The sequence below is a fragment of the Gordonia sp. (in: high G+C Gram-positive bacteria) genome (assembly GCF_020438995.1).
In the GTDB taxonomy this organism is placed as follows: domain Bacteria; phylum Actinomycetota; class Actinomycetes; order Mycobacteriales; family Mycobacteriaceae; genus Gordonia.
This window is the reverse complement of record NZ_JAGQTN010000169.1, coordinates 1-24,293: the sequence shown is the minus strand read 5'-3', so window position 1 is coordinate 24,293 and position 24,293 is coordinate 1. Positions and strand designations below refer to the sequence as shown.

Genomic DNA, 24,293 nt, shown 5'->3' with positions numbered 1-24,293 from the left:
GCCCCGTCAGAACCATCCGCGCCGGTCGAAGCCCAGTCGGCGGCGGAACTCCGCGATGTCTTGTTGGCTCGGCTCGTTGACATCCGGCCGTCGGATCGGACCGCCGAGCGGGTCGACCGTCTCGTTGATGTAGCGCTCACACCACGCAATCCACTCGTCAGCCGCGCTACGCTCGTCGTCGGCAATGTCGGCGACGCGGGTCCGCATAGCCGCCAGGTACCTCCGCAGACGGTCCGCTTCCTCCCACTTGGCCGAGTCCTGCTTCAAACGCTTCCCGGTGGCGTGTTCGACGTACGCCGCGCGAGCACACGCGTTCTCGCGTTCAATCCGCCTGGTGCGCTCCTCCTCAGCGAGTCGCAGTTCTTCGGCCATCCGCGCTGCGGACATCTCCGACCTGCTGATCGCCGCGAGGATATCGCCCAGCTTCTCCTCCGCGCATAGCCGCCTCTTGGTGTCGCCCCACTCCCTCGGTGAGTAGTTGCTTTCACCCTCGTAGATGAGCACCGCAAGGCGTTCCGAAGGCTCATCGTCGTACGTCGGATAGCGCTGCCAGCCGGAGCGCTTCGATTCCGCGAGTTCCTGTGCCGTCGGCACATGCTTCGTGCGGTTCAAGTACTGCTTGATCCCGACACGATAAGTAGAACCACCAGACGTTCTCAGTTCGAGCAATCCTTTGGGTGTGTCGCGTTGCGCGTAATAGCCAGATCTCGGAGGCGACATGATCATCTCCACAGTAAGTCCACGCGATTCCGCCTCCTTTGCGAGGCAGTGGAGCAGGATCATCACTCGACGCTGGTGATCCTTGCTGACGTTGTCGAGTCGCCCATCGGATCGCAGATCAGCAACGACCGGATGCCAACGTCCGACACGCTCCTCCATTGCCACCTCGGCCGGCGTCTCGGTGCGCCACGTCGTTACGTCGACGAGGCGGATCCGCAGATGGCCACGCTCGCCGGCACCAGACACGATCACTTCCTGGGGAGTCGGCGCGACCTTATATCTATTGATGGTCGTCGCGAGATCGAAGTAGCTCATCGGGTCATCCGTCCGACGCTCCAAGACGCCACCTGCCTCTTCCAACTCCACGACCAGTTGACGGCTACGTTCGAGGTCCGGCGGCGGTTCCTTCGGCGCTACGGGCTTTGGCTGTGGCCGAGGTCTCGGCTTCGGCCGTGGCGACCTCATTGATCCGTCGGTAGCAGACTCGGTTCCGGTTGACCGGCGGCGCTTGCGCTCCCAGTGCCCGTCGGGATAGTCGCCGTGCTCGAGGTAATAAGTCCCGGCCTGAAGCAACGTGGCGCTCCACACGCCGCCCTTCTTCGAGACCTCGATCAGTCGCCGGCTGACGAGCGCCGTGGCCGACGTCTTGTAGCTGTGCCCCTTCCAACGTCCGTCGGGACAGCCGTCTCCGATCCAGCGCAGGAGCTCAAGCTGGCCTTCGTGCAGGGGATCTTTGAGGGACATAGCGAGGCCTCACTCCCGAAGTGGCCTACGACCAGCGTAGTCCGAGCAGCGACAGGCATCGGACAAACGAACGAACCCACGCAGGAGGACGTGGGTTCGAATGAATCTGGCTTGGTGCGCCTGCGTAGATCTTGTTCAAACACAGTAGGCGCACACCGGCCGGAGGCCGGCAAGGATGTCACTGTGCCCCCCGCAGGATTCGAACCTGCGACCTTCTGCTCCGGAGGCAGACGCTCTATCCCCTGAGCTAGGGGGGCTCATCGGGCGAGAGTCAGAGTAGCGCACCGACACCTCACTCCCCAAACCCAATGGTCAGCAGGCACTTGCATTCAAATCTTGCACGTACTTCCGCCTTTGTGCGGCACGTGTGCAAGTGCTGCGTGCAGGTAGCTCAGACGGTGACGACGTGGGCGTTGTGGACGTCGGCGTAGCGGTGGGGGCTACACGTGAGGACGATGACCTGGGCGTCGCGGGCGGCTTCGGTGAGGACCGAGGCCATGGCGACGATGCGGTCGGGGTCGCTGTAGCCGAGGGCGTCGTCGATGATGACCGGCACGCCATCGGCCTGGTCGACGAGGGTGGCGCAGGCCAGGCGCGAGAGCAGGCCCAGTTGCTCCTTGGCGCCGCCGGAAAGGGCGTCGCGGGGAACGGTGACGCCGTCGACGGTACGGGAGACGACGTTGAGGTCGTCGTCGACGTCGAAGCGCACCGTGTCCCCGAAGACGATGGCGCCGAGTTTGTCGAGGCGGCGGGTGAACGGGTCGGCGTACTTGGCACGTGACTCCAGGCGTGTACGGGTCAGGGTCTCGTGCAAGAGTCTTGCCGCCTCGGCGCGCCGCGTGACCCGTCGCAGACCGGCGCACGCGTCCTCCCACTCGGCCTGCGCCTCGTCGAACTCGTCGAGGCGGGACTCGCCGCGGTACATCTCCAGTTTGGTGCTCAGTTCGGTGATCAGGTGCCCGACAGCGTCGAGTTCGGCTGTGCCGTGGGCGATGTCGCGGGAGATCTGTTCGCGCCGCAGTTCCAGTCCCTCGGCATCGAGTTCGGCTGCTTCGGCATCGAACCGGTTCTGCTCGTCGCGGGCGGACTGCAACTCCTGCCGGGACCGCTCCACCGCAGCCTCGGCGTCCTCGTCGGGAAGTGCGAAGACCAGTTCGGCCAGCCTGGTGTCCAACTCGTCGATCTGTGCACCCACCCGGGTGCGCCGGGCGGCCACGGACTCCTGCCGCTCCCCCAGCGCCGACGCCTCCGACTTGCGCCGGACGGCTGCGGCATGTGCCCGCTCGACCAGGTCGGCCTGAGCCTGCTCCGCCTCCGCGAGTTGTTCGACCGACTCGTGCTCCCGCACCTCGGCGGCGAGGAGTCCTTCGAGTTCGGTGCGGACCACATCGCGCCAGTCCCTGATCTCGGCGAACGTCCGCCACTTGAGCAGGCTGTCACGCCGCTCACAGATCAGCGCCCGCTCGTGGGTGAGGTCCGTACGCGCCGCAGCCCTGACCGCCGCCTCCGACAGGTCTGCCAAACCGTGTGCATCACAAAGGGTTTGCGCCGACCACTGCAACCGGTCGAGCTCTTCGGCGAGGGCTGTGGTGTCTACGCTGCGCCGCACCGTCACCCGAACCACCCCGGGCGCCTCGATCACCCGATCGGCGTCGGCGACGACATCGACAGCACCATCGACGGACTCGCCGTCGACGCTCACCTGATGGGCACCGAGCGTCTCGACGCGCAGTGTCGCCGACGCGGCTTCCAACCGCCCGCGTGCCACGTCGATCCGGCCCGCCAATGCCTGCGCCGCCCCGGCGACCTCCGCATCGACGCTGTGCGTTGCCAATTCGGCGTCGATGGTGTCGAGTTCGGCCCGAAACCCGGCGAGTTTGTCGAGCACGTCGGTGAGTTCGGCGACCTCTGCGGCAAGCCGCTCACGCTTGGCCACCTGTCTGGCCGCGTTCAGCCGGGCTCGCAGGTCGTCGAGGATCGTTCTGGCCGAGAATAATTCGCCTTCCAGCGCGGCCACTTCCGCCTGCGCCTGCACTGTCTGCTCCCGCACCTGTCCGGCCTGCGCATCGAGTTCGACTGCCTCCGTGGACAACACCTCACGTTGCCGGCGAATGTCAGTGCGCTCGGCCACCACCCGCTCGGCGAGGGTCAGTGCGGTCCGGCGGTGCCCGACCGTCTGCGCAGCGCCGCCGACCTTCGACAGCACGGCCTGCGCCGCTTGCCATTCGGTGTCGACCCGCTCCTGGTCGGCGCGGGCCAGCTCGTCGGTGCGCTGCAACTCCCCACGCCTGGCGACCGCCGCCCGAAGGCGTTCGATATCGTCGTCGAGCACCTCACGACTGCGCCGCAATCGTTCGTACCGGTCACCGGCCGCGTCGGCCCGCCTCGCGGCCTCGGCCAGCTGACCGGTCGGTTTGCCCTGCTTGCGGGTGTAGTACCGGCAATACTCCTCGGCCACCGCGTCCAGGAGAACGCTATCCTCCTCTCCCGCAACGGATTCGGCGAAATCATCGGCGCCCCGTGGTCCGCCGGCGGCCCGATCCAGAGCCCGCGAGAGCGCGGCCGCCGCCGACAGATCGGTCAGCGCCGGATCCGCCCCCGATTGCAGGAGCTTGAGCGCATCGAAAAGGGCCCTGTCGACGGTGGTGTCAAGAATCTCGTTGACCTTGTCATGGGCGGCACGGCCGGTGAGCTGCTCCGGTTTGGGTCGGTGCACCGTCAGCGTCGTCGCCGGCTGTTTGTTGAAACGTTTGAAGTAGGTGAAATGCCATTCACCGCAACTGATCTCGGCCTCCACCTCGGAGCCGACATCGCGTCCCGACGGCATCACCGAACGCACGGCGGAGGATTTGCTGCTGTCCCGTAGGCTCAACAGGACATCGAGCGCCTCGATCATCGAGGATTTGCCGGCCTCGTTGCGGCCCTCGACCACCGTGACACCCTGGTCGGCGAAGCACACCTCACGCTCGCCGATACCACGGAAATCGCGCAGCTTCAGGCGATGCAGTCTCATCGGGTGGCCAGTCTGCGCAATAGGGCGAGCGCATCCCTGGCGGTCGGCGCCGCATCGTCGGCCTCGGAATCGGCGACGGCCAGCAACTCGCGGGCGGCGTCGGCCGCATAGCCCGTCAAACCCATTGACTCCACATCGGATTCGGTACCGACAACGGTCAGCTGGTCGATCTTGCCCCACGGAACCAGGGCCGCGAACCGGTCCCGGAACTGATCGAGCATCTCCTCAAGCACCGCGTACTCGGCGATGGTGACCGCCCCGACCAACCCCAACTGCACCACGACGTGGGGTTTGCCGTCGACCGCTTCCAGTTCGGCGCGTAGCGCTTCGATGTCGTCGGCGCCGGCAATATCGCGCGTGATGCTGCGAAAACTCCACTCGCCCACCCGATGCGGGGCAACGTCGATTTCCCGCCGCTCGCCCTCCCGACGCAACGTGACCGCCAGGACGTGGCCGGGTTCGGTCTCGATGTGGTCGAAATTGGTCACCTCATGAGCACCCGAGTACCAGATGCGCCCGCTCCCACCGACATCGGTGACCGAATGACGATCACCGAGGGCCACATAGTCGACCTGCCCCGACTCGACGGCCCGTTCCAGCGCCTGCACCGAGATCAGCGCCGGATCGTCGCCGGGGACGATCGTGTCGACACCGCCGTGCCCGACGACGATGCGGATCACGTTGCCGGAGTTGACTCCCGCACAGTCGATGCGCGCGTTGACCAGGTCGGTGAGTGGGTGTTTATTGGCCCACGGCGCGGGCACCAGCTCGATACCCTCCCGCACCCGCACCGCGCTGTCGGTCAGCACGGTCACATTCGCGGGCTGTCCGTCGATGAACGCCCGCGACCGGTAGACGCTCGCCGGGTCGGCGGTGTCGTGATTGCCGGGTAGCAGGTACACCGGCATCCCGCAGTCGCCGAGTACATCGAGGGTTTGACGGATCGTCTTGTCCGACACCCGATGATCCTCGAAGACGTCACCACTGACGACGATGAACTCGGCCCCCACCTCGCGGGCAACCGCACCGATCCGGGTGATCGCGTCACGCCGGGCCGCCGCATAAGCGTGGGCCGCGTCGGCATCGAGATAATGCCGGGTCATGCCGATCTGCCAGTCCGCGGTATGCACGAACGTGACGGTGTGCGCATGCGATGCCGCGGCATCGGCATTGCTGGTCTCCGCAGGAGCCGCGTCCACAGCACCGGATTCGTGGTCGGGGACCGCCCCGGAGGTCACCGGTACGATGGACCTGCGCCGACGGGTCTTCGCCGGCGGCGACGGTGCCGGCGCGAACGACTCCATACCGGGCAGCGGCTCGAACTCGGGCAGGTCGAACAGCGACGCCGTCATCGACCCTCCTTACTCTCAGCTCGCGGCAACTACTCCCGCGATCCTACGAGTCGGCTACGACAATCCCCACATTCGGCACGACCCGCGGGTGTGCGACGGATTTGTAGGTAGCGCAGATCGTATGTGTGTTCGATTTGGGGGTTGGTGGTGTTCAGGCGCTTGCGGGGGTGATGACCAGCACCAACCCGACCAACCTACAAACGTGTCGCACACCCGAAGTCTAAACGCCGGTATCGAACAAATGTCCGAGCCTGCCGCTACGGTGTGCCCCATGACCAACGAGGGGGACACGTCCGGAAGCGCACAACCACACGACGCACTGTTCCGGTTGGTTTTCACCAACCCGGAGAACACCGGATCAGAACTGCGCTCGGTGCTGCCACCGGAACTGACCGCGCACATCGATCTCGACGGCATGGTGCTCCAGGAGGGCACCTTCGTCGACGAACACCTACGCCACCGGCAAACCGACGTCCTGTTCAAGACAACAGTCCACGGCGACGACGCCTACCTGTATCTGCTCGTTGAGCACCAGAGCAGCCCAGACCCTCTGATGGCGTTCCGCAGGCTGCAATACCAGGTCCGCATCTGGGACCGGCACCTCAAACAGCACAAGATCCAACCAGGTCAACGACCGCTCCCCCTGATCATCCCCGTCGTCATCTACCAGGGCCGACGCCATTGGAACGCCCCCACCGACATCGCCTACCTGCTCAACATCGACGACTCCCTCGCAACCGCAGCCGGCAACCTCGTACCGCACGCCGGCTTCCTGCTAGATGACCTCACCACAGTCGACGACGCCACCCTGCGCGCCCGGCCCCTGACCACCGCAGCCCGCATCACCTTCGTGTACCTCACCCACGCCCCCGGCGACCCCCACGCCACCCGCTGGATGCCCAACTGGACCGACCACATCATCGAACTCGACGTCAAAAGCGTCGAAGCCCACTTCCAGTATCTTGTAACAGTAAGTCCCACAGACATCTACGACGTCGCCCGCTACGCCGCCACCGTGGGACCAGACACCATGGAGGCAGCCATGAACACAGCAGACGTACTCCGCGCCGAAGGACGCGCCGAAGGACGTGTCGAAGCGCGAGCCGACATGCTCATCGAGCTGTTGACAGCCAAGTTCGGCAAGCTTGATCCCCGCATCCGCAACCGGGTCGAACACGCCACCACCGAGCAGATCTCCGAATGGAGCACCCGACTGGTCCTCGGCAACGAGGCCCTCGACCAGGTGTTCGGCGCGTGAGATTGCAATCACATCCGATTCGACCGTCCCATACACCTTGTCTTGCGCGGTCAGGGAAGCGAAGTCAGACAGCATCCCCCGTAGTTGTGAGTATCAGCGCGACAGCGAGGTGCTTACGGACCTGCTCGGTGCGCCGCGTTCTGAAGATGACCAGCACCAACCCGACCAACCTACAAACGTGTCGCACACCCACGACCCGCACGCCGGCCCGAACTCGCGGTCAGCGGACGCTCTCAGCAACATCTGCCCCCGCACGCTGTGCCGACGCGGGCCGCTGCAGGAACGCGGTCACCACCACACCCAGCACCAGCGCGATCGCCGGCAGGTAGATCGACTGGCCCATCGCGGTCGCGAAGCCCTCGCGCAGGAACTCCGGGAGTTGATCGACGGTGTCCTGTGCCGCACCGGTGTCGATGCCCGCGGGCAGTTCGGCGGCCAGCCGGGTCTGCATCAGCGCACCGACCATCGCCGCGCCGAGCACCGATCCGATCATGCGGGTGGTGTTGTAGACGCCCGCCCCGGCACCGGCCTGATGCCACGGCAGGTTCCGGGTGGCGGTGGCGGCCAGCGGCGCCCAGATCCCGGCCGAGGCGACACCCATCAGCGACATCGGGATCAGGACCTGCCAGACGGGGGTTTCCGGACGGACGGCCAGGCCCAGCCAGCCCATGGATATCGCGGCCAGGCCGAGCCCGGTGCAGATGATCAGCCGCGGGTCGACCCGGTCCAGGATACGACCGACGATGGGCGCGAGGATGCCGGTGAGGATCGCCTGCGGCACCATCATCACCGCGGACTGCGTCGGCGACATCCCGCCGACCAGTTGCAGGAAGAACATCGCGGGCAGCATGAGACCGGAGATCGCGAACCCCATCGACGCGATACCGAGATTGGACAGCGTGAAGTTGCGGTCCCGGAACAGCTCCAACGGCACGAGGGGCTCGGTGCGGATCCGCGACTGCCAGTAGAAGAACAGGGCCAGAACCAGCACGCCCGCGGCGATCATCGACCAGATCCACCAGGCCCAGTCGTTCTTCTCACCCTCCTGGATGCCGAAGACGAGCGCGAACACACCCACCGCCGAAAGCCCGACTCCGACCAGGTCGAACCGGTGGTCGTGGGTCTCGACATCGGGCACGAGGGTCGCGGCCAGTACCAGACCGATGATCCCAATGGGGATATTGACGAAGAAGATCCATTCCCAGCCGAGGCTGTCGGTCAGCACACCACCGAGCAGCGGGCCGACGAGGGTGGCCACACCGGCGACGGTCCCCCATACGCCCATCGCCGCTCCGCGCTTCTCGGGCGGGAAGATCCGGGTGATCACGGCCATCGTCTGCGGGGTGATGAGCGCGGCGCCCAGACCCTGCACGCTGCGCGCGGCGATGAGCTCGCCGATCGAATCCGAGAGCCCGCACCACAGACTGGCGAGCGTGAACACCAGCAGGCCCAACTGATAAACCTTCTTCGGGCCGAACTTGTCGCCGAGCCGTCCGGTGATCAGCAGCGGCACCGCGTAGGTGAGGAGGTAGGCACTGGTCACCCACACCACGCCGTTGACGTCGGTGCCGAGGGCTTCCATGATCTGCGGCTGGGCGACGGCCACGATCGTCATGTCCACCAGGATCATGAAGAAGCCCACACAGAGCGCCATCAGCGCGATCCACGGCCGGGTGGTGATCGCACCCTGTGTGCCGGGCGAACCATTTGTCATAGGACTCAAATACTTCCGATAGTCGCAAAAAGCTCCGCGGAGACCCCGCCACGTCGACGCTAGTGGTCGTGGCCCGTCCGGACCAACCAGGTCAGTTCCGGCGACCGGGCGATTCATGGCATATCCGGCAAACAAATGCCCGGACGAATAGGCCGGACCCGCCACTCGGATAACGGTCGGCGCCCGATCGCAGTCACTACTGTGTAGAACATGTCCCCGAACACACCCCCCGGCGAGGCACCGGAAACCACGAACCCTGGGAAGTACGTCACCGGCGGGCAGGAGTTCGTCCGCGACACCAAGTACATCGAAACCCGGATCACCGCCGACGGCCGCGACGGATATCCGGTGCAGGCCGGCCGGTACCGGCTGGTCGCCGCGCGGGCCTGCCCCTGGGCCAACCGCACTCTGATCGTCCGCAGACTCCTCGGACTCGAGGACGCACTGTCGCTGGGGTTGTGCGGACCCACCCACGACGCGGATTCGTGGACGTTCGACCTCGATCCGGGCGGATTGGACCCGGTGCTGGGCATCCCCCGTATCAAGGATGCCTACGAGCGCCGTTTCCCTGGCTACCCCAAGGGCATCACGGTCCCGGCGATCGTCGACATCCCGACCGGCGCGGTGGTCACCAACGACTTTCCGCAGATGACCATCGACTTCTCACTGGAGTGGACGGACTTTCACCGCGACGGTGCCCCCGAGTTGTATCCGGAGGCGTTGCGCGAGGAGATCGATGAGGTCAACAAGGGCGTGTACACCGAGGTCAACAACGGCGTCTACCGCTGTGGATTTGCCGGCGACCAGGACTCGTACGACGCCGCCTACGACAGGCTGTTCACCAAGCTCGACGAGCTCTCCGAGCGGTTGTCGGGGCAGCGTTACCTGGTCGGCGACACCATCACCGAGGCCGACGTGCGGCTGTTCACCACACTCGCCCGATTCGACCCCGTCTACCACGGTCACTTCAAGTGCAACCGGTCGACGCTGAGCGCGATGCCGGTGCTGTGGGCGTACGCCCGCGACCTGTTCCAGACATCCGGTTTCGGCGACACCGTCGACTTCTCCCAGATCAAACGGCACTATTACGTCGTGCACCGAGACATAAACCCCACGGGCATAGTGCCGAAGGGCCCTGATCTGTCACACTGGCTGACCCCGCACCATCGTGAACAGCTCGGCGGACGGCCCTTCGGCGACGGCACCCCGCCACCACCGCCACGTTCCGCCGAAATCGTCCCCGCACAGAATTGGGATCCCACCGCATGAGCGACATCGTCAACCGCATCGAACAGTCCACACTGGCCGAAGTGGACAGCAAGCCGCCGTCGAAGCTGACCATCAAGACGGTCGGCAAGGGGCTCGGCAAGGCCCAGCAGCTGCAGGGACCGCAGGTCAAGAAGTATGTCGCCGGCATCCGGCGCCGGCATCCGGAAGAAACACCGCAGCAGATCATCGAGCGACTCGAAACGCACTATCTGCGTGCGGTGACCAGCGCCGGCAGCGCGGTCGGTGCGACCGCGGCCGTGCCCGGCATCGGCACCTTCGCCGCGCTCAGTGCCGCCACCGGCGAAAGCGCGCTGTTCATCGAGGCATCCGCGCTGCTGGCCCTGGCCATCGCCGAGGTCCACGGCATTCCGTTGCACGACAACGAGCGGCGCACCGCGCTGGTGCTGGCCGTCGCCCTCGGCGAAGAGGGCGTGCTCGCGGTGGGCAAGGTCGTCGGTTCGCGCAGCGGGGTGTTGCGCCGGCTCGGCAAGAACACCACACCCGCCAGCCGGATCGGCAAACTCAACCACAACCTCGCCGCCAGGATGGCCCGCAAGTACGCCTTCAAGCGGGCACCACTGCTCATCGGCAGGCTTCTGCCCGCCGGCGCCGGTGCGGTGATCGGCGGCATCGGCAACCGCGCGCTGGGCAGGAAGGTCGTGGCGAACGCCCGCATCGCGTTCGGTCCCCCGCCCGCGCAATGGCCGGTTGTCGACGGAACCCTCGCCGACGCCACTAACGCGGCCGGCGCGCTCCCGCCCGTCCGTTCGCTGCCGACCGACAGGAGTGACCGCCCAGCGGCCAAGGGGTGACCGGGCCGGCCGAACCCGGCTGGATCCGGCGACTCACCGCCCAATGCCTGCAGCACCGGCGTCTGGTCGTGCTCGCGTGTACCGCGACGCTGATCGCGGTGGCCGTCGATCTGGCGACCCCGCTGCTGGCGAAAGTGGCCATCGACGACGCGACCGGCGTCAATGACGGCGGTCCCGGCCTGCCGGTGATCGTGACCGCGCTGATCTTGGCCGCGGTGATCCGGTTCGGCTGCCAGTTCGGTCGCCGGATCACCGCGGGCAGATTGTCGATCGTCGTGCAGAACGCGCTGCGGCTGCGGCTGTTCGACACCCTGCTGAGCCTGGACGGCACCGCGCAGAATGAGATCCGGACCGGGCAGATCGTGTCCCGGTCGATCTCCGATCTGCAGATCATCCAGGGGTTGCTCGCGCAGGTACCGCTCGCGCTGGGATCGGCGGTGCAACTGGTCGTCGCCATCGCGATCATGACGTACCTGTCGCCGCTGCTGACCGGTGTCGCGCTGATCATCGTGCCGGTTGTCGGTGTGGTGGTGCTCAAGGTGCGCAGACGGTTGTTCGCCGCGACGTGGTCGGCGCAGCAGGCCGCGGCCGAGGTCGCCGGTCACGTCGAGGAGACCGTGACCGGCGTCCGGGTGGTCAAGGGCTTCGGTCAGGAAGATCGCGCCGTCGACACGCTCGTCGGGCTGGGTGACCGGCTGTACCGCCTGCGGCTGCGCGCGGCCCGCATCAACGCCACACTCGCTCCCACCCTGTCGGCGATACCGCAGCTCGGCATGGTGCTGGTGATCGCGGTCGGCGGGTATCTGACGTTCCACGGTTCGATCTCGGCGGGCACCTTTCTGGCGTTCGCCACCTACGTGGCGTCGATGACAGCGCTCTCGCGCATGGTCACCGGCCTGCTGGTGACCGCCCAGCTGGCCAGGTCTGCGGTCGAACGCGTCTACGAGGTAGCCGACCATCCGCCCGATCCCGCGCTCTCTGCCACCGCACCCGCACCCGACGGCCCGCTGGGGCTGCGGCTGTCGTCGGTGAGTGCGGAGCTCCGCGGGCGCACGGTGCTCGACGGCGTCGCCCTCGACGTGGCACCCGGGGAATGTGTGGCCGTTGTCGGTCCGCCCGGTTCGGGCAAATCCACCCTTGCCGACCTGGTATGCCGCTACTACCGGCCCGTTTCCGGGTCGATCTCCGTCGGCGCCGGCGGACACTACGTCGACGTGGGCGACCTGGATGCCCATGCGCTGCACTCGGCGGTGTCGGTGGTCTTCGACGAGCCGTTCCTGTTCTCCGACACGATCGGCGCCAACATCGCGCTCGGTGTACCGGACGCCGCCGACGAGGAGATCCGCGCCGCCGCCGGCCGGGCGTGTGCGACCGAATTCATCGACGCACTGCCGAACGGTTTCGGCACCGTGGTCGGTGAACGCGGGCTCACCCTCTCCGGTGGCCAGCGCCAGCGCATCGCACTGGCCCGGGCCATGTTCGCCCGGCCCCGCATCCTGATACTCGACGACGCGACGTCGGCCGTCGACGCAGCCACCGAACAGGCCATCCTGCGGGAACTACGCACACCGGACACCACGATGCTGGTGCTCGCGCACCGCCGGTCGACGCTGGCGATCGCCGACCGCGTCGTGGTACTCGACGACGGCCGGATCACCGACGTCGGGACGGTCGCCGAACTCGACGCTCGCAGTGAGCGGTTCCGGGCACTGATGAGTTCGGGCACCGAACCTGCTGCCAGCCCGGCGGCCGAGCCGACCGAACCCGACGACGGCCAGCTGTGGCCCGAGGTTCCCGTCGGCCCGTCACCGAGCCGGACGCGGGCGCCGGCGACCCCGGCAACCGGTCGGTCCGGTGCGCTGGGGTCGATGCCGGTCACCCGGCAACTGGCCGCGGCGGTGGCCGCGCTGCCCCCGGCGACCGAGGATCCCCGAGTCGACGTCGCCGCCGCCCGAGCGGACTCCGAATCGTTCTCGCTGCGCGGTCTGCTCGGCGGCGTGCGGATCCTGATCGCGCTCACCGTGCTCGGCATCGGCGTCGACACCCTCGTCGGGCTGGTGTTCCCGTCGCTGGCCCGGACCGTTCTCGATGCCGCGGGCGGCTCCGGCGACAACACCGTCTGGCGTGTGAGCGCGATCGGCGTCGTCGCCGTGGCGCTGGCCTGGGCCGCGGCCCGGCTCACCGTCATCGCATCCACCCGGGCGGGCGAACGCATCCTGTACGCACTGCGGATCCGCAGCTATGCGCACATCCAGCGGCTCGGTCTGGACTACTACGAGCGGGAGCTGTCCGGGCGCATCATGACCCGGATGACCACCGACATCGACGCCCTGTCGACGTTCCTGCAGACCGGGTTGCCGTCGGCGGTGGTGGCGGTGCTGACGCTGGGCGGGGTGGGTGCCGCGCTGGTGTTCACCGACCCGACCCTCGGCGCGGCGATGCTCCCGCTGTTTCCGCTCCTGATCGTCGCGACCGTGGTCTTCCGCAAGATCTCCGCACGTGCCTACACGCGGGCCCGGGAACTGGTGAGCGTCGTCAACGCCGACTTTCAGGAGAACGTCGCCGGCATCAAGACCACTCAGACCTACCGCGGAATCCCCGCCGCCCGGGACCGGTTTACCGGCCGCACCCTCGCCTGGGTCGATGCCCGGATGACCTCGCAGCGGGCCATCTCGGTGTACTTCCCGTTCATCACGTTCACCGCCGATGTCGCAGCGGCTGTCGCGGTGGCCCTGGGCGCCCACCAGATCGCCGCGGGCGACCTCTCGCCCGGCACACTGGTGGCGTTCATTCTGTATCTGACGATGCTGTTCGGGCCGGTGCAGCAGCTTTCGCAGGTCTTCGACGGCTACCAGCAGGCGGCGGTCGGGTTGCGCCGCATCTCCGACCTGCTGAGCACGCCGTCGTCGCTGATGCCGGTACCCGGCGCGCGCACGCCACGCCACCTCGACGGCGACGTCCGCCTCGACGGTGTCGGGTTCCGCTATCCGCGGGCCACCGCCGATGCGCTCACCGATATGACGCTGACCATCCCCGCGGGTACCTCCCTCGCCCTCGTCGGCCCTACCGGCGCCGGCAAGTCGACGATCGTCAAACTGCTCGCCCGCTTCTACGACCCCACCTCCGGTGCCGTCCGCGTCGGCGGCACCGATATCCGCGAGTTCGCCCTCACCGGTTATCGGCACCGGCTCGGGGTCGTCCCGCAGGAGGCGCATCTGTTCACGGGAACGGTCGCCGACAACATCGCGTTCGGGCGGCCCGGGGCCGACCGTGACGAGATCGTCGCCGCCGCACGCGCCGTCGGGGCGCTCGGGGTGATCGCCCGGCTGCCGTGGGGAATGAATCAGCCGGTCGGTGAACGCGGTCAGGGGCTGTCGTCGGGGCAACGACAACTCGTCGCACTGGCCCGGGCCGAACTCGTTGAACCCGACCTGCTGCTGCTCGACGAAGCGACCGCCACCCTCGATCAGGAGACCGAGTCGCTGGTGCTGGCGGCCGGTGCGGCGGTGACCGCGCGACGTACATCGGTGATCGTCGCCCACCGGCTGGCCACGGCCGCCCGGGCCGACCGCATAGCCGTCGTCGACGCCGGCCGGATCGTCGAATTCGGCACCCACGCGCAGTTGCTCGGCGCGGGTGGAATGTACCTGCGGCTCTGGCAGTCGGGAGCGGCCGATCCGGTATGAGAAACCGGTCACATGCGAGCGTCGTGTGTGCTTCATTTGATGCACCGAGAGTGTTGTGAGATCCCAGCACTGCACACAGTCGCAGACCGCGTACCATCAGGGTTTGGTCCACGCCGACGGTCTCCACAAGGGACCTAGGACGTGATCAGGCGACCCGATACCAGAGGGAATTGAGGCGAGAAAGCGCAGTGAGCAGTTCGGTTTCGGATTTCGGACAGAACACCTGGCTGGTCGAGGAGATGTACCAGCAATTCATCAAGGACCCGGCCTCGGTAGACCCGAGTTGGCATGAGGTCCTGAAGAACTACAAGCCCGAATCGGCGGACGCCGACGCGGGAGCCCCCACCTCAAGCAACGGCAACGCAGCCCCTGCCCCGGCCCAGCCGAAGGCTCCCGCCCCGGCCACCGCAGCCCGGCCCGCCGCCCCTGCCACCCCGGCCACCGCACCGGCTCAGCCCGCAGCTCCGCGCCAGGCGAGCAATCAGGTCACCCTCGACACCGTTCCCAACCGGCAGCAGGCGACGCGCAAACCGACACCCGCCAGAGAGGCTCCGGCCACCAAGGCCGCCGCCGGTCGCGGCTCGTCGGCGTCGGCCACAGCGGGCGGCGCCAAGACCCCGGCCGCTCCCGCTGCGGACGAGAACAAGATCCTGCGCGGTCCGGCAGCGGCGATCGTCAAGAACATGAACCTGTCGCTGCAGATCCCCACCGCGACCAGCGTTCGGGCCATCCCGGCCAAGCTGATGATCGACAACCGCATCGTCATCAACAACCACCTCGCTCGTACGCGCGGCGGCAAGATCAGTTTCACCCACATCCTCGGTTACGCGATCGTCCAGGCGATCAAGGATTTCCCCAATATGAACCGGCATTTCGCCGAGGTCGACGGGAAGCCGAATGTCATCACCCCCGCCCACACCAATCTGGGCCTGGCCATCGATCTCGCCGGCAAGGATGGCAACCGCACTCTGGTGGTCGCGGCCATCAAGGGCTGCGAGGCGATGACGTTCGGCGAGTTCCACGCCGCCTACGAGGACGTCGTGCGCCGGGCACGTGAGGGCAAACTCGGCGCCGAGGACTTCGCGGGTGTCACCATCTCGCTGACCAACCCGGGCACCATCGGCACCGTCCATTCGGTGCCGCGCCTGATGAAGGGTCAGGGCGCCATCATCGGTGCCGGCGCGATGGAGTACCCGGCCGAGTTCCAGGGCGCCAGCGACGAGCAGATCGCCGACCTGGGTGTCGGCAAGCTCATCACCCTCACCTCCACCTACGACCACCGCATCATCCAGGGCGCCGAGTCCGGCGACTTCCTGCGCCGGGTGCACTCGCTGCTGCTCGATGACGGCTTCTTCGACGAGATCTTCACCGCGTTCAAGATCCCCTACGAGCCGATCCGCTGGCGCCGAGACATCCCCGCCGGCCTGGTGGACAAGAGCACCCGAGTGCTCGAGCTGATCGCCGCGTACCGTAACCGCGGCCATCTCATGGCGGACACCGATCCGCTGATGATGAACAGCGACGCCAAGACCGCGCACCCCGACCTCAACGTGCAGACCTATGGTCTGACCCTGTGGGACCTGGACCGCGAGTTCAAGGTCGGCGGCTTCCACGGCGAAGACCGGATGAAGCTGCGCGACGTGCTGTCGGTGCTGCGCGATGCGTACTGCCGTCACGTCGGCATCGAGTACACGCACATCCTCGAACCCGAGCAGCAGCGCTGGCTCGAGGAGCGGGTCGAGATCAAACATGTCAAACCGCCGGTGGCCGAGCAGAAGTACATTCTGTCCAAGCTGAACGCCGCGGAGGCCTTCGAAACCTTCCTGCAAACCAAATACGTTGGGCAGAAACGGTTCTCACTCGAAGGCGCGGAGGCGACCATCCCGACGATGGACGCGGTCATCGACCGCAGCGCCGACCACAACCTGCGTGAAGTGGTCATCGGTATGCCGCACCGCGGCCGGCTCAACGTGCTCGCCAACATCGTCGGCAAGCCGTACTCCAAGATCTTCGGCGAGTTCGAGGGCAACCTGAACCCGGCGCAGGCGCACGGCTCCGGCGACGTCAAGTACCACCTGGGCGCCGAGGGCAAGTACTACCAGATGTTCGGCGACAACGAGATCGTCGTCTCCCTCACCGCCAACCCCAGCCACCTCGAAGCCGTCGACCCGGTCCTCGAAGGTCTGGTCCGGTCCAAGCAGGACCAGCTCGAGGAGTCCGAGCAGTTCGCCATCCTGCCGCTCATGCTGCACGGCGACGCCGCGTTCGCCGGTCAGGGCGTGGTGGCCGAGACGCTCAACCTGTCGCTGCTGCCCGGTTATCGCACCGGCGGCACCGTGCACATCGTGGTCAACAATCAGGTCGGCTTCACCACCGCACCCGAACATTCCCGGTCCACCGAATACTGCACCGACATCGCCAAGGTGATCGGCGCGCCGATCTTCCACGTCAACGGCGACGATCCGGAGGCCTGCGTGTGGGCGGCCAAGCTGGCCGTGGACTACCGCGAGGCGTTCCATAAGGACGTCGTCATCGACCTGGTGTGCTTCCGCCGCCGCGGCCACAACGAGGGCGACGACCCGTCGATGACGCAACCGGCAATGTACGACGTGATCGACACCAAGAAGGGTGTGCGCAAGTCCTACACCGAAGCCCTGATCGGCCGTGGCGACATCTCCACCAAAGAGGCCGAGGACGCCCTGCGCGACTACCAGGGTCAGCTCGAGCGCGTCTTCAACGAGGTCAAGGAACTCGAACGCTACGTTCCCGAACCGAGCCCGTCGGTGGAGCGGGACCAGACACTGGCGCTCAAGGTCGAGACGGCCGTCGACAAGTCGGTGCTGGAACGCATCGGTGACGCCTTCGTGAACGTGCCCGAGGGCTTCACTCCCCATCAGCGGGTCAAGCCGGTGCTCAAGCGCCGGCAGGAGATGTCCCGCGAGGGGCATGTCGACTGGGCGTTCGCCGAGCTGCTCGCGTTCGGCTCGCTCGTGCTCGAGGGCACCGATGTGCGTCTGTCCGGTCAGGACTCGCGTCGCGGTACGTTCACCCAGCGGCACTCGGTCCTCATCGACCGCACCGACGGCTCCGAGTACACCCCGCTCAATCACCTCTCCCCCGAACAGCCGGGTCGCTTCAATGTGTACGACTCGCCGCTGTCTGAGTTCGCGGTGCTCGGCTTCGAATACGGGTACTCGGTGGGCAATCCCGACGCACTGGTGCTGTGGGAGGGGCAGTTCGGCGACTTCGTCAACGGCGCCCAGTCGATCATCGACGAGTTCATCTCCTCGGGCGAGGCCAAGTGGGGGCAGCTCTCCGACGTTGTTCTGCTGCTGCCGCACGGCCACGAGGGTCAGGGTCCCGACCACACCTCGGGCCGTATCGAACGGTTCCTGCAGTTGTGCGCCGAGGGCTCGATGACGGTCGCGTTGCCGTCGACACCGGCGAGCTACTTCCACCTGCTGCGCCGCCACGTCCACGACGGCATCCGCCGTCCGCTGATCGTGTTCACCCCCAAGTCGATGCTGCGCAACAAGCACGCCGTCAGCCAGGTCGCCGACTTCACCGAGGACAAGTTCCGTTCGGTGCTCGATGACCCGAAGTTCGCCACCGGCGGCGCCGACCACAGCAAGGTCAAGCGGATCCTGCTGGTCAGCGGCAAGTTGTTCTACGAGCTCGACGAGCGCCGTGAGAAGGACGGGCGCGAGGACATCGCGATCGTCCGCGTCGAGCAGCTGTACCCGGTTCCGCACCGCAGGCTGCGCAAGATCATCGAGCAGTACCCCAACGCGAAAGACTTCGTGTGGGTGCAGGAGGAGCCGGCCAACCAGGGTCCGTGGCCGTTCCTGGGTCTATGGCTGCCCGAGGTGCTGCCGGATCTCCTCGGCGGTCTGCGCCGGGCATCGCGCCGCGCGATGTCGGCACCGTCGTCGGGTTCGAGCAAGGTCCACGCTGTGGAGCAGAAGGAAATCATCGACACCGCGTTCGGCGACTGAAACCCCTTCCGCCGGTTGAGGTGTGCGGTTACCCGGCGACCGAGCCCGGCAAACCTGGTGAGCGGACAATGTCGTCTTACCAGGTTTGCCAGGCTCAGGGATCTCCGCGTCGTCTGATTGTCAGAGAATCATCTGCCCGGCAAGTCCGCGATGGACGCCGGGCTGCTCAGCGCCGACCTGTCGGCGACGCTGTCCAACGTGTTCCTCATCGACGGACATGCTCTCACCCCGCTCACTGTGCTCACCGACGTGCGGGACAAGGATCTGCTGATCGCATTCTCGTTGCGCCGCTACCGTCGCGAGACCACCAAGCTCGGCGAGTTGTTCCACGCTGCTGGCGGCAAACTGGTCCTGGTCACCGACAGTGACGACGCTCCCCTCGCCCCGCTGGCCGACGCACTGATCCGGGTCCGTACCGACAGCGCGTCGTACGCCGACTCGCCCACCGCGATGGCCGCCGTCTGTCACCTGCTCAGCGCCCTGACCACCGCGAGCGCCAAGGGGGCGCGGCGCAGGCTCACCATCCGCGACGAACTGGCCACCGCCCTCGACCTGTACCAGCCCGGCACCCATGGCCCGAACAACAGGGAGACACATCCATGAGAATTGAGCGGCTGCGCATCTTCGAGGTGCGGTTGCACCTGGTGCACAGTTTCCAGACCAGTTCCCATCGCAAGTCCGGCCTCACCCACCTCCTCGTCGCCGCCACCGACACCGACGGCCGCACCGGCTGGGGCGAGATCGCCTCCCCGGCCGACCCGTTCTACTGTTCGGAAACCACGAGTACCGCATTCGAGATCGCCATCGACTACCTGGTTCTGCACGCCCTCGACTCCGACTGGGACACCCCGCCCGAATTGGAGGCGTCCTGGGCCAAGATCCGCGGCCACGAGTTCACCAAGGCCGGATTCTCCGGCGCCGCATGGGATCTGCACGCCCGCACCGTCGATAAGCCGCTGGCATCCGTGCTCGGCGGCACCCGGGCCGAGGTCGTCACCGGGGTCTCACTCGGCATCGAACCGACCATCGATGACCTGCTCACCCAGGTACAACATCAGGTCGACGCCGGGTACCGGCGGGTGAAACTCAAGATCACCCCTGGCTGGGACGTCGAACCGGTGGCTGCGGTGCGCGCCGCGTATCCCGATCTGGACCTGCACGTGGACGCCAATGGCGCCTACCCCGACGACGACGCGTCGGCGAAGGTCTTCACCACCCTCGACGGCGCCGGCCTCATTATGATCGAACAGCCCTACGCGCCAAGGGATTTCCTCGCCCACGCCCGGCTGCAGAGCCGGATCGGCACGCCGGTGTGTCTCGACGAATCAGTGGTGGACATCCACGATCTACACACGATGCTCGCGCTGGAGGCGGGCCGCGTGCTCAACATCAAGATCTCCCGCATGGGAGGTCTGACGGCGGCACGCGCTGCACACGATGTCGCCGTCGACGCCGGGATTCCGGTTTGGTGCGGGGGAATGCACGAGTTCGGGGTGGGCCGCGCCGCCAACGTCGCCATCTCGTCCCTGCCCGGCTTCACCTTGCCGTCGGATGTGTCGGATTCGGACAAGTACTACGCCCGCGACATCATCGTCCCGCCCGTCGCCGCCCACGACGGCGTCGTCACCGTCCCCACCGGTCCCGGCCTCGGCCACGACGTCGACGTGCACTGGGTCGAGCAGAACACCGTCCGCTTCTACGACAGCGGCGACGACACCGCCGCCTGACACCCCGGAGAGATCACCCGTATGCAGCCACTGACCCTGTACGTGCTCGACCTGTCCGGCCCGGCCGTGGTGACGACCCCGACGCCGTGATCACCCGGCGCGAGGTCACCGACGCCGTGCTGCGCACCGATGATCTCGGCGTGACCCGCGGCGACGGCATCTTCGAGACGATCCTCGTGCACCACGGGGTCCCGCAGGGTTCTGCCGCAGTTCGGCCACGGTGATTGACTTCATGACGAGAGTCTGCGGCAAGTATCTACTTACATCTATATTCTGCGCTCTGCGGCGGAAGCACCCGGTTGGGCAGACGGTGTCAGTAGACGTCGGGGTTGCGGTCGTCGAGGTAGCAGAACTGGCTGCGTGAGTGTTCGATGTCGGCGTGGACGAGTGTGGCGGTGACGAGGTCGGCCACGCCTGGGTTCGCGGTGACTGGCGCACCGGCGGGGCCGAGGATGACGCTGAGCCCGCCGTAGGTCAGATCGCCTTCGGTGCCGATGTAGTTGGCGTAGGCGAGGAAGACCTGGTTCTCCAGAGCCCGGGAGGGCAATAGAACCCGCTGCACGTCGTTGTATTCGACCATGTTGGCGGTAGGCACGCAGATCAGGTCGGCGCCGCGGGCCGCCAGCGACCGGGTCATCTCCGGGAATTCGACCTCGTAACAGATGAGCAGGCCGACACCCCAGCCACAGAACTCGATGACCGGGGCTGGTTCGGTGCCGGCCGTGAACATGTCCCGATCGAGGCCGCCGTACAGGTGCGACTTGTGATGACTGCCCAAATGCACACCGGCTGCGTCGACGATCCTGGCGGTGTTGTAGACCGATCCGTCGTCGCCGATCTCGCCGCAGCCGTAGACGACGGCCACCCGGTGCCGGGCACACATATGCGAGAGGGCATCGGCGATGGAACCATCGACCGGTGGGATCGTCATGTCGCGCAGCACCGGATCTGCGCGGAACCGGGCCGCCTCGGCGCCCACGTTGTAGCCGGAGACGAACATTTCAGGTGTGACCAGCAGGTCGACGGTGCCCGACACCTGTGCCAGTGTGGCCTCCAGCCGCGCGAGGTTGTCCGCGACTGCGTGATCATCGGCCTGTGACTGCGCCCGAGGCAGCGGCGCACACTGCCACAACGCCAATCTCAGTGTCTCCGGCAATGCGATCAGTCTCCGATATCGATGGGTCCCAACCGAGCGTACAGATCACCCGGCCCCGGATTCTCGGCCGAGGTGTGCCCACCGAAATGCGAAAGAACACCCCACACCGCATTCAATCCGGTTTGAACGGCCCCCTCCACCCAGGCCGGCATGAACGAAACGTCGTCACCGGCGATGAAGATTCCGCGCTCGGCATCCGGAAGTGCGGCCTGGTTGTGAAAATGCCCGTGCATCCTGGTGTTGTAACGGTAGTGACCGGGCAACGCACCCTTGAATGCACCCAGAAAATGTGGTTCGTCCTCCCAGGACACCGTCAACGGCCTGCCCACGATATGCTTTTCGACATCCACATCCGGATAGATCTTCCGCAGGGCCGACAATGCCAATTCGACGCGCCGCTCGACCGGGTGAGGCAGTACTTTCAGTGCGTCCGACATCCACGTGTAGGTGAGGCAGATGACCGCGGGCCGGTCGGGTCCGTTGTCGAAGAAGTACGTGCCGCGGGTGAGCCTGTCGGTCAGCGTCATACTCATCACATCCCGGCCGGTAGCCGGGTCGATGTCCTTCCAGAACGGCCGGTCGACCATGACGAAGGTCTTCGACGACTGCATGTAGCGGGTGCGGTCCAGTGCCATCCACATATCCTGACTGAACAGCGTTTCATCGCAATCGATCTCGGTCGACAGCAGCCACGCCTGGCACGTCGCCACCACGGCCGGGTACACGTTCGCATCACCCCACCGGTCGGTCACCTCGATCCGATCAGCGCCCTGGCGCCGGATCCTCGCAACGCCGGCCCTCGGCGCACCGCGGTGCAGCGACGACAGACTCGTTCCGGCCGGCCAGTGCGCGATGTTCCCGGGTGCGTGCGACCACAACCGGCGGGGCACCTGCTCGGAGCCGCCTTCGATGAGAAACTGATCGCTGTCGCAGGCCGTCACCACCACCCGGAGGATTTCCAGCATCGAATTGGCGAAATCCGAATCCCAACCACCGGTTCCGAACCCGACCTGCCCGAATAATTCCCGATGGCGATAAGAAAGTGAACCGAACTCGTCGGAGGTGGCGAGGAAATCGTAGAAGCTCCGGTCGTCCCACTCCCGGACCAGTGTGTTCCATCGCTCTTTGAGCGCGTCGGTGTCCCGGCGGCGAATCGCATCCTGCAGGTCACCGAATCCGGCGATCCGTTCGAGCGCGGCATCCCAGGCATTCGCGATCTCGCGATAGATCTCCGGCAGGTCGTTGAGAGTCCGCGCATAAAGGGTCTGGCCACCGATATCGATGACCGTGGACCCCGACGCCGGGGTGAGCGGATTGGGAAACGGCCGCGCGGTCAGGCCGAACATGTCGACGTAGTGGAAGAAGGCCCGCGACGAGATCGGAAAACGCATCCCGCCGAGTTCAGCGATCTCCGGCTCGCCGGGGACGAACGGTTCCGAACGCAGTCGACCACCAATGCGTTCGGCCTCGTACACAACCGGTTTGAGACCGAGCTTCATCAACTCGTACGCGGCGACCATCCCCGCCATACCCGCGCCGATCACCGCCACTTCCGCACCGAGCGCCTCGCCGGGTACGGTGCCGAGGCCGGCCGGATGGCGCAGCCAGTCGTCGTAGGCGAACGGGAAGTCGGGCCCGAAGATCGTGATAGGTGCGTCGGCAGCCATGACCACGACGCTACTGCCCTCGCCGGGCCGAGGAGGGTTGTCGCCGATCGGAGACGGCGAACGGCGGAATATCCTCGGCGGACCGGGTAGTTATGGAACCCATGAGCAGATCGATCGCGCACAACACCCGCCTCGCCGTCGCCTTTGTCGATGAGATCGAGCAGCGCAACCACGTGCGCCGGCGCTTCACCACCGGCCACTGACGACCCTCGACCGATGCGGGCATACGTGGGCGTGACCGACCGCGACTGGTACCGCCGACTCCTGGCGACCGGTCCTCACCACGACGAGGTCAACTTCTGGTTTCCGAGCCCGAAGCAGGGGTTCCAGGCACTGAGTCCAGGGCAGCCCTTCGTGTTCAAGACCCACGTCGAGCGGTCCCACCCGGAGATCAGCAACCGGATTGTGGGCGTCGGCCTGTTCTCGGGGTTCGCGCGCGAGACAATCAGCGAGGCATGGCGTCTCTTGGGCACCGCCAACGGTGTCGCCTCACTCGAAATGCTGCGTGGGAGCATCGAACACTATGCTCGCAGACCGATCACCAGATTCGAGGATCCGCTGATCGGCTGCGTCTTCCTCCAAGATGTGACCTTCTTTGCGGAATCCGAAACCCTGCCCGCACCAGATGATTTCGCCCCCAACCTCGTTCGCGGCCGTAAGTACGACCTGGCCGACATCGGCGCGGGACACTCGGTTGTCGAGGCATTGCTGCGGTATGAATTGCTCGCCGGATCGGAGTACAGCAAAGCAGGCGCCCTATCCGAGACCACGCACGGATCACCGACGTTGACGGTTCCTCGTATCGGCCAGCAGGCATTCAAGGCGGTGATCGCCGAAACATACAATCATCGTTGCGCCATCACCGGCGACAAGGTCCGGCCCGTGCTCGAGGCTGCGCACATCCTGCCCGTGGCCGCCGGTGGCATCCATCGAATCGACAACGGACTGCTCCTTCGATCCGACGTCCATACGTTGTTCGACCGCGGCTATCTCGGTGTCGACCTCCGGCATCGCCTGCGGGTCAGCCCGGCACTGCGTGAACAGTTCGGCAACGGCGACTGGTTCTACCAGCGCGAGGGCACCACCATCGACGTACCCGCAAAACGCGCTGACCGGCCGGCGAAAGAGTTCCTCGAATGGCACAACGACGAGGTATTCCTGTCCGCCTGAATGCGGTCAG

At 66.3% G+C, this 24,293-nt stretch carries 15 protein-coding genes and 1 tRNA gene; 9 read left to right on the top strand and 7 right to left on the bottom strand.

Features of this window, described 5'->3' with window-relative positions:
* Positions 1–6 precede the first annotated feature (6 nt).
* The 4 genes from KDB67_RS12365 to KDB67_RS12350 form a co-directional block, all read right to left on the bottom strand.
* On the bottom strand, positions 7–1,464 hold the full coding sequence (locus KDB67_RS12365; RefSeq protein ID WP_291016098.1) for a hypothetical protein: 1,458 nt from the start codon (positions 1,462–1,464) through the stop codon (positions 7–9).
* Between the two features lie 184 nt (positions 1,465–1,648).
* Positions 1,649–1,721 (bottom strand) — tRNA-Arg (locus KDB67_RS12360).
* A 134-nt stretch (positions 1,722–1,855) separates the two neighbouring features.
* Positions 1,856–4,477 (bottom strand): AAA family ATPase, encoded by a 2,622-nt coding sequence (locus KDB67_RS12355; protein WP_291016096.1) that lies wholly within the window; start codon positions 4,475–4,477, stop codon positions 1,856–1,858.
* Positions 4,474–5,829, bottom strand: coding sequence for a metallophosphoesterase (locus KDB67_RS12350; protein WP_291016094.1), 1,356 nt, complete (start codon positions 5,827–5,829; stop codon positions 4,474–4,476). The genes KDB67_RS12355 and KDB67_RS12350 overlap by 4 nt, the downstream gene beginning before the upstream one ends.
* A 271-nt stretch (positions 5,830–6,100) precedes the next feature.
* Here KDB67_RS12350 and KDB67_RS12345 point away from each other — a divergent pair, with 271 nt between their 5' ends.
* On the top strand, positions 6,101–7,087 hold the full coding sequence (locus tag KDB67_RS12345) for an Rpn family recombination-promoting nuclease/putative transposase (RefSeq protein ID WP_291016093.1): 987 nt from the start codon (positions 6,101–6,103) through the stop codon (positions 7,085–7,087).
* Positions 7,088–7,307: 220 nt separating this feature from the next.
* Here the strand turns inward: KDB67_RS12345 and KDB67_RS12340 are convergent, their stop codons facing one another.
* On the bottom strand, positions 7,308–8,801 hold the full coding sequence (locus KDB67_RS12340) for a DHA2 family efflux MFS transporter permease subunit (protein WP_291016092.1): 1,494 nt from the start codon (positions 8,799–8,801) through the stop codon (positions 7,308–7,310).
* Between the two features lie 210 nt (positions 8,802–9,011).
* On the opposite strand from KDB67_RS12340, the gene KDB67_RS12335 reads away from it, so the two are divergent.
* From KDB67_RS12335 to KDB67_RS12305, 7 genes are all read left to right on the top strand, one after another.
* On the top strand, positions 9,012–10,070 hold the full coding sequence (locus KDB67_RS12335) for a glutathione S-transferase C-terminal domain-containing protein (protein WP_291016091.1): 1,059 nt from the start codon (positions 9,012–9,014) through the stop codon (positions 10,068–10,070).
* The gene (locus tag KDB67_RS12330) at positions 10,067–10,882 is read left to right on the top strand and encodes a hypothetical protein (protein ID WP_291016089.1); all 816 of its coding nucleotides are present in this window, start codon (positions 10,067–10,069) and stop codon (positions 10,880–10,882) included. The genes KDB67_RS12335 and KDB67_RS12330 overlap by 4 nt, the downstream gene beginning before the upstream one ends.
* Positions 10,879–14,568, top strand: a complete 3,690-nt coding sequence (locus KDB67_RS12325; protein WP_291016088.1) for an ABC transporter ATP-binding protein — start codon at positions 10,879–10,881, stop codon at positions 14,566–14,568. Before KDB67_RS12330 ends, KDB67_RS12325 begins: the two co-directional genes overlap by 4 nt.
* A gap of 188 nt (positions 14,569–14,756) precedes the next feature.
* A complete protein-coding gene (locus KDB67_RS12320) occupies positions 14,757–18,563 on the top strand; it encodes a multifunctional oxoglutarate decarboxylase/oxoglutarate dehydrogenase thiamine pyrophosphate-binding subunit/dihydrolipoyllysine-residue succinyltransferase subunit (RefSeq protein WP_291016087.1) in 3,807 nt (1,268 codons plus the stop codon).
* A gap of 117 nt (positions 18,564–18,680) precedes the next feature.
* Positions 18,681–19,166, top strand: a complete 486-nt coding sequence (locus KDB67_RS12315) for an SIS domain-containing protein (protein ID WP_291016086.1) — start codon at positions 18,681–18,683, stop codon at positions 19,164–19,166.
* Positions 19,163–20,290 carry an o-succinylbenzoate synthase gene (gene menC, locus KDB67_RS12310; RefSeq protein ID WP_291016085.1) on the top strand — a complete coding sequence of 376 codons (1,128 nt, stop codon included), beginning with the start codon at positions 19,163–19,165 and terminating at the stop codon, positions 20,288–20,290. The genes KDB67_RS12315 and menC overlap by 4 nt, the downstream gene beginning before the upstream one ends.
* Before the next feature lie 86 nt (positions 20,291–20,376).
* Positions 20,377–20,514 carry a hypothetical protein gene (locus KDB67_RS12305; RefSeq protein WP_291016084.1) on the top strand — a complete coding sequence of 46 codons (138 nt, stop codon included), beginning with the start codon at positions 20,377–20,379 and terminating at the stop codon, positions 20,512–20,514.
* A gap of 89 nt (positions 20,515–20,603) precedes the next feature.
* On the opposite strand, the gene KDB67_RS12300 is transcribed toward KDB67_RS12305, so the two are convergent.
* Positions 20,604–21,446, bottom strand: coding sequence for a carbon-nitrogen hydrolase family protein (locus tag KDB67_RS12300; protein ID WP_291016083.1), 843 nt, complete (start codon positions 21,444–21,446; stop codon positions 20,604–20,606).
* A gap of 5 nt (positions 21,447–21,451) precedes the next feature.
* Entirely contained in the window at positions 21,452–23,113 is a 1,662-nt protein-coding gene (locus KDB67_RS12295; protein WP_291016082.1) for an NAD(P)/FAD-dependent oxidoreductase, read from the bottom strand.
* Positions 23,114–23,329: 216 nt separating this feature from the next.
* On the opposite strand from KDB67_RS12295, the gene KDB67_RS12290 reads away from it, so the two are divergent.
* The gene (locus tag KDB67_RS12290; protein ID WP_291016081.1) at positions 23,330–24,283 is read left to right on the top strand and encodes an HNH endonuclease; all 954 of its coding nucleotides are present in this window, start codon (positions 23,330–23,332) and stop codon (positions 24,281–24,283) included.
* Positions 24,284–24,293 lie beyond the last annotated feature (10 nt).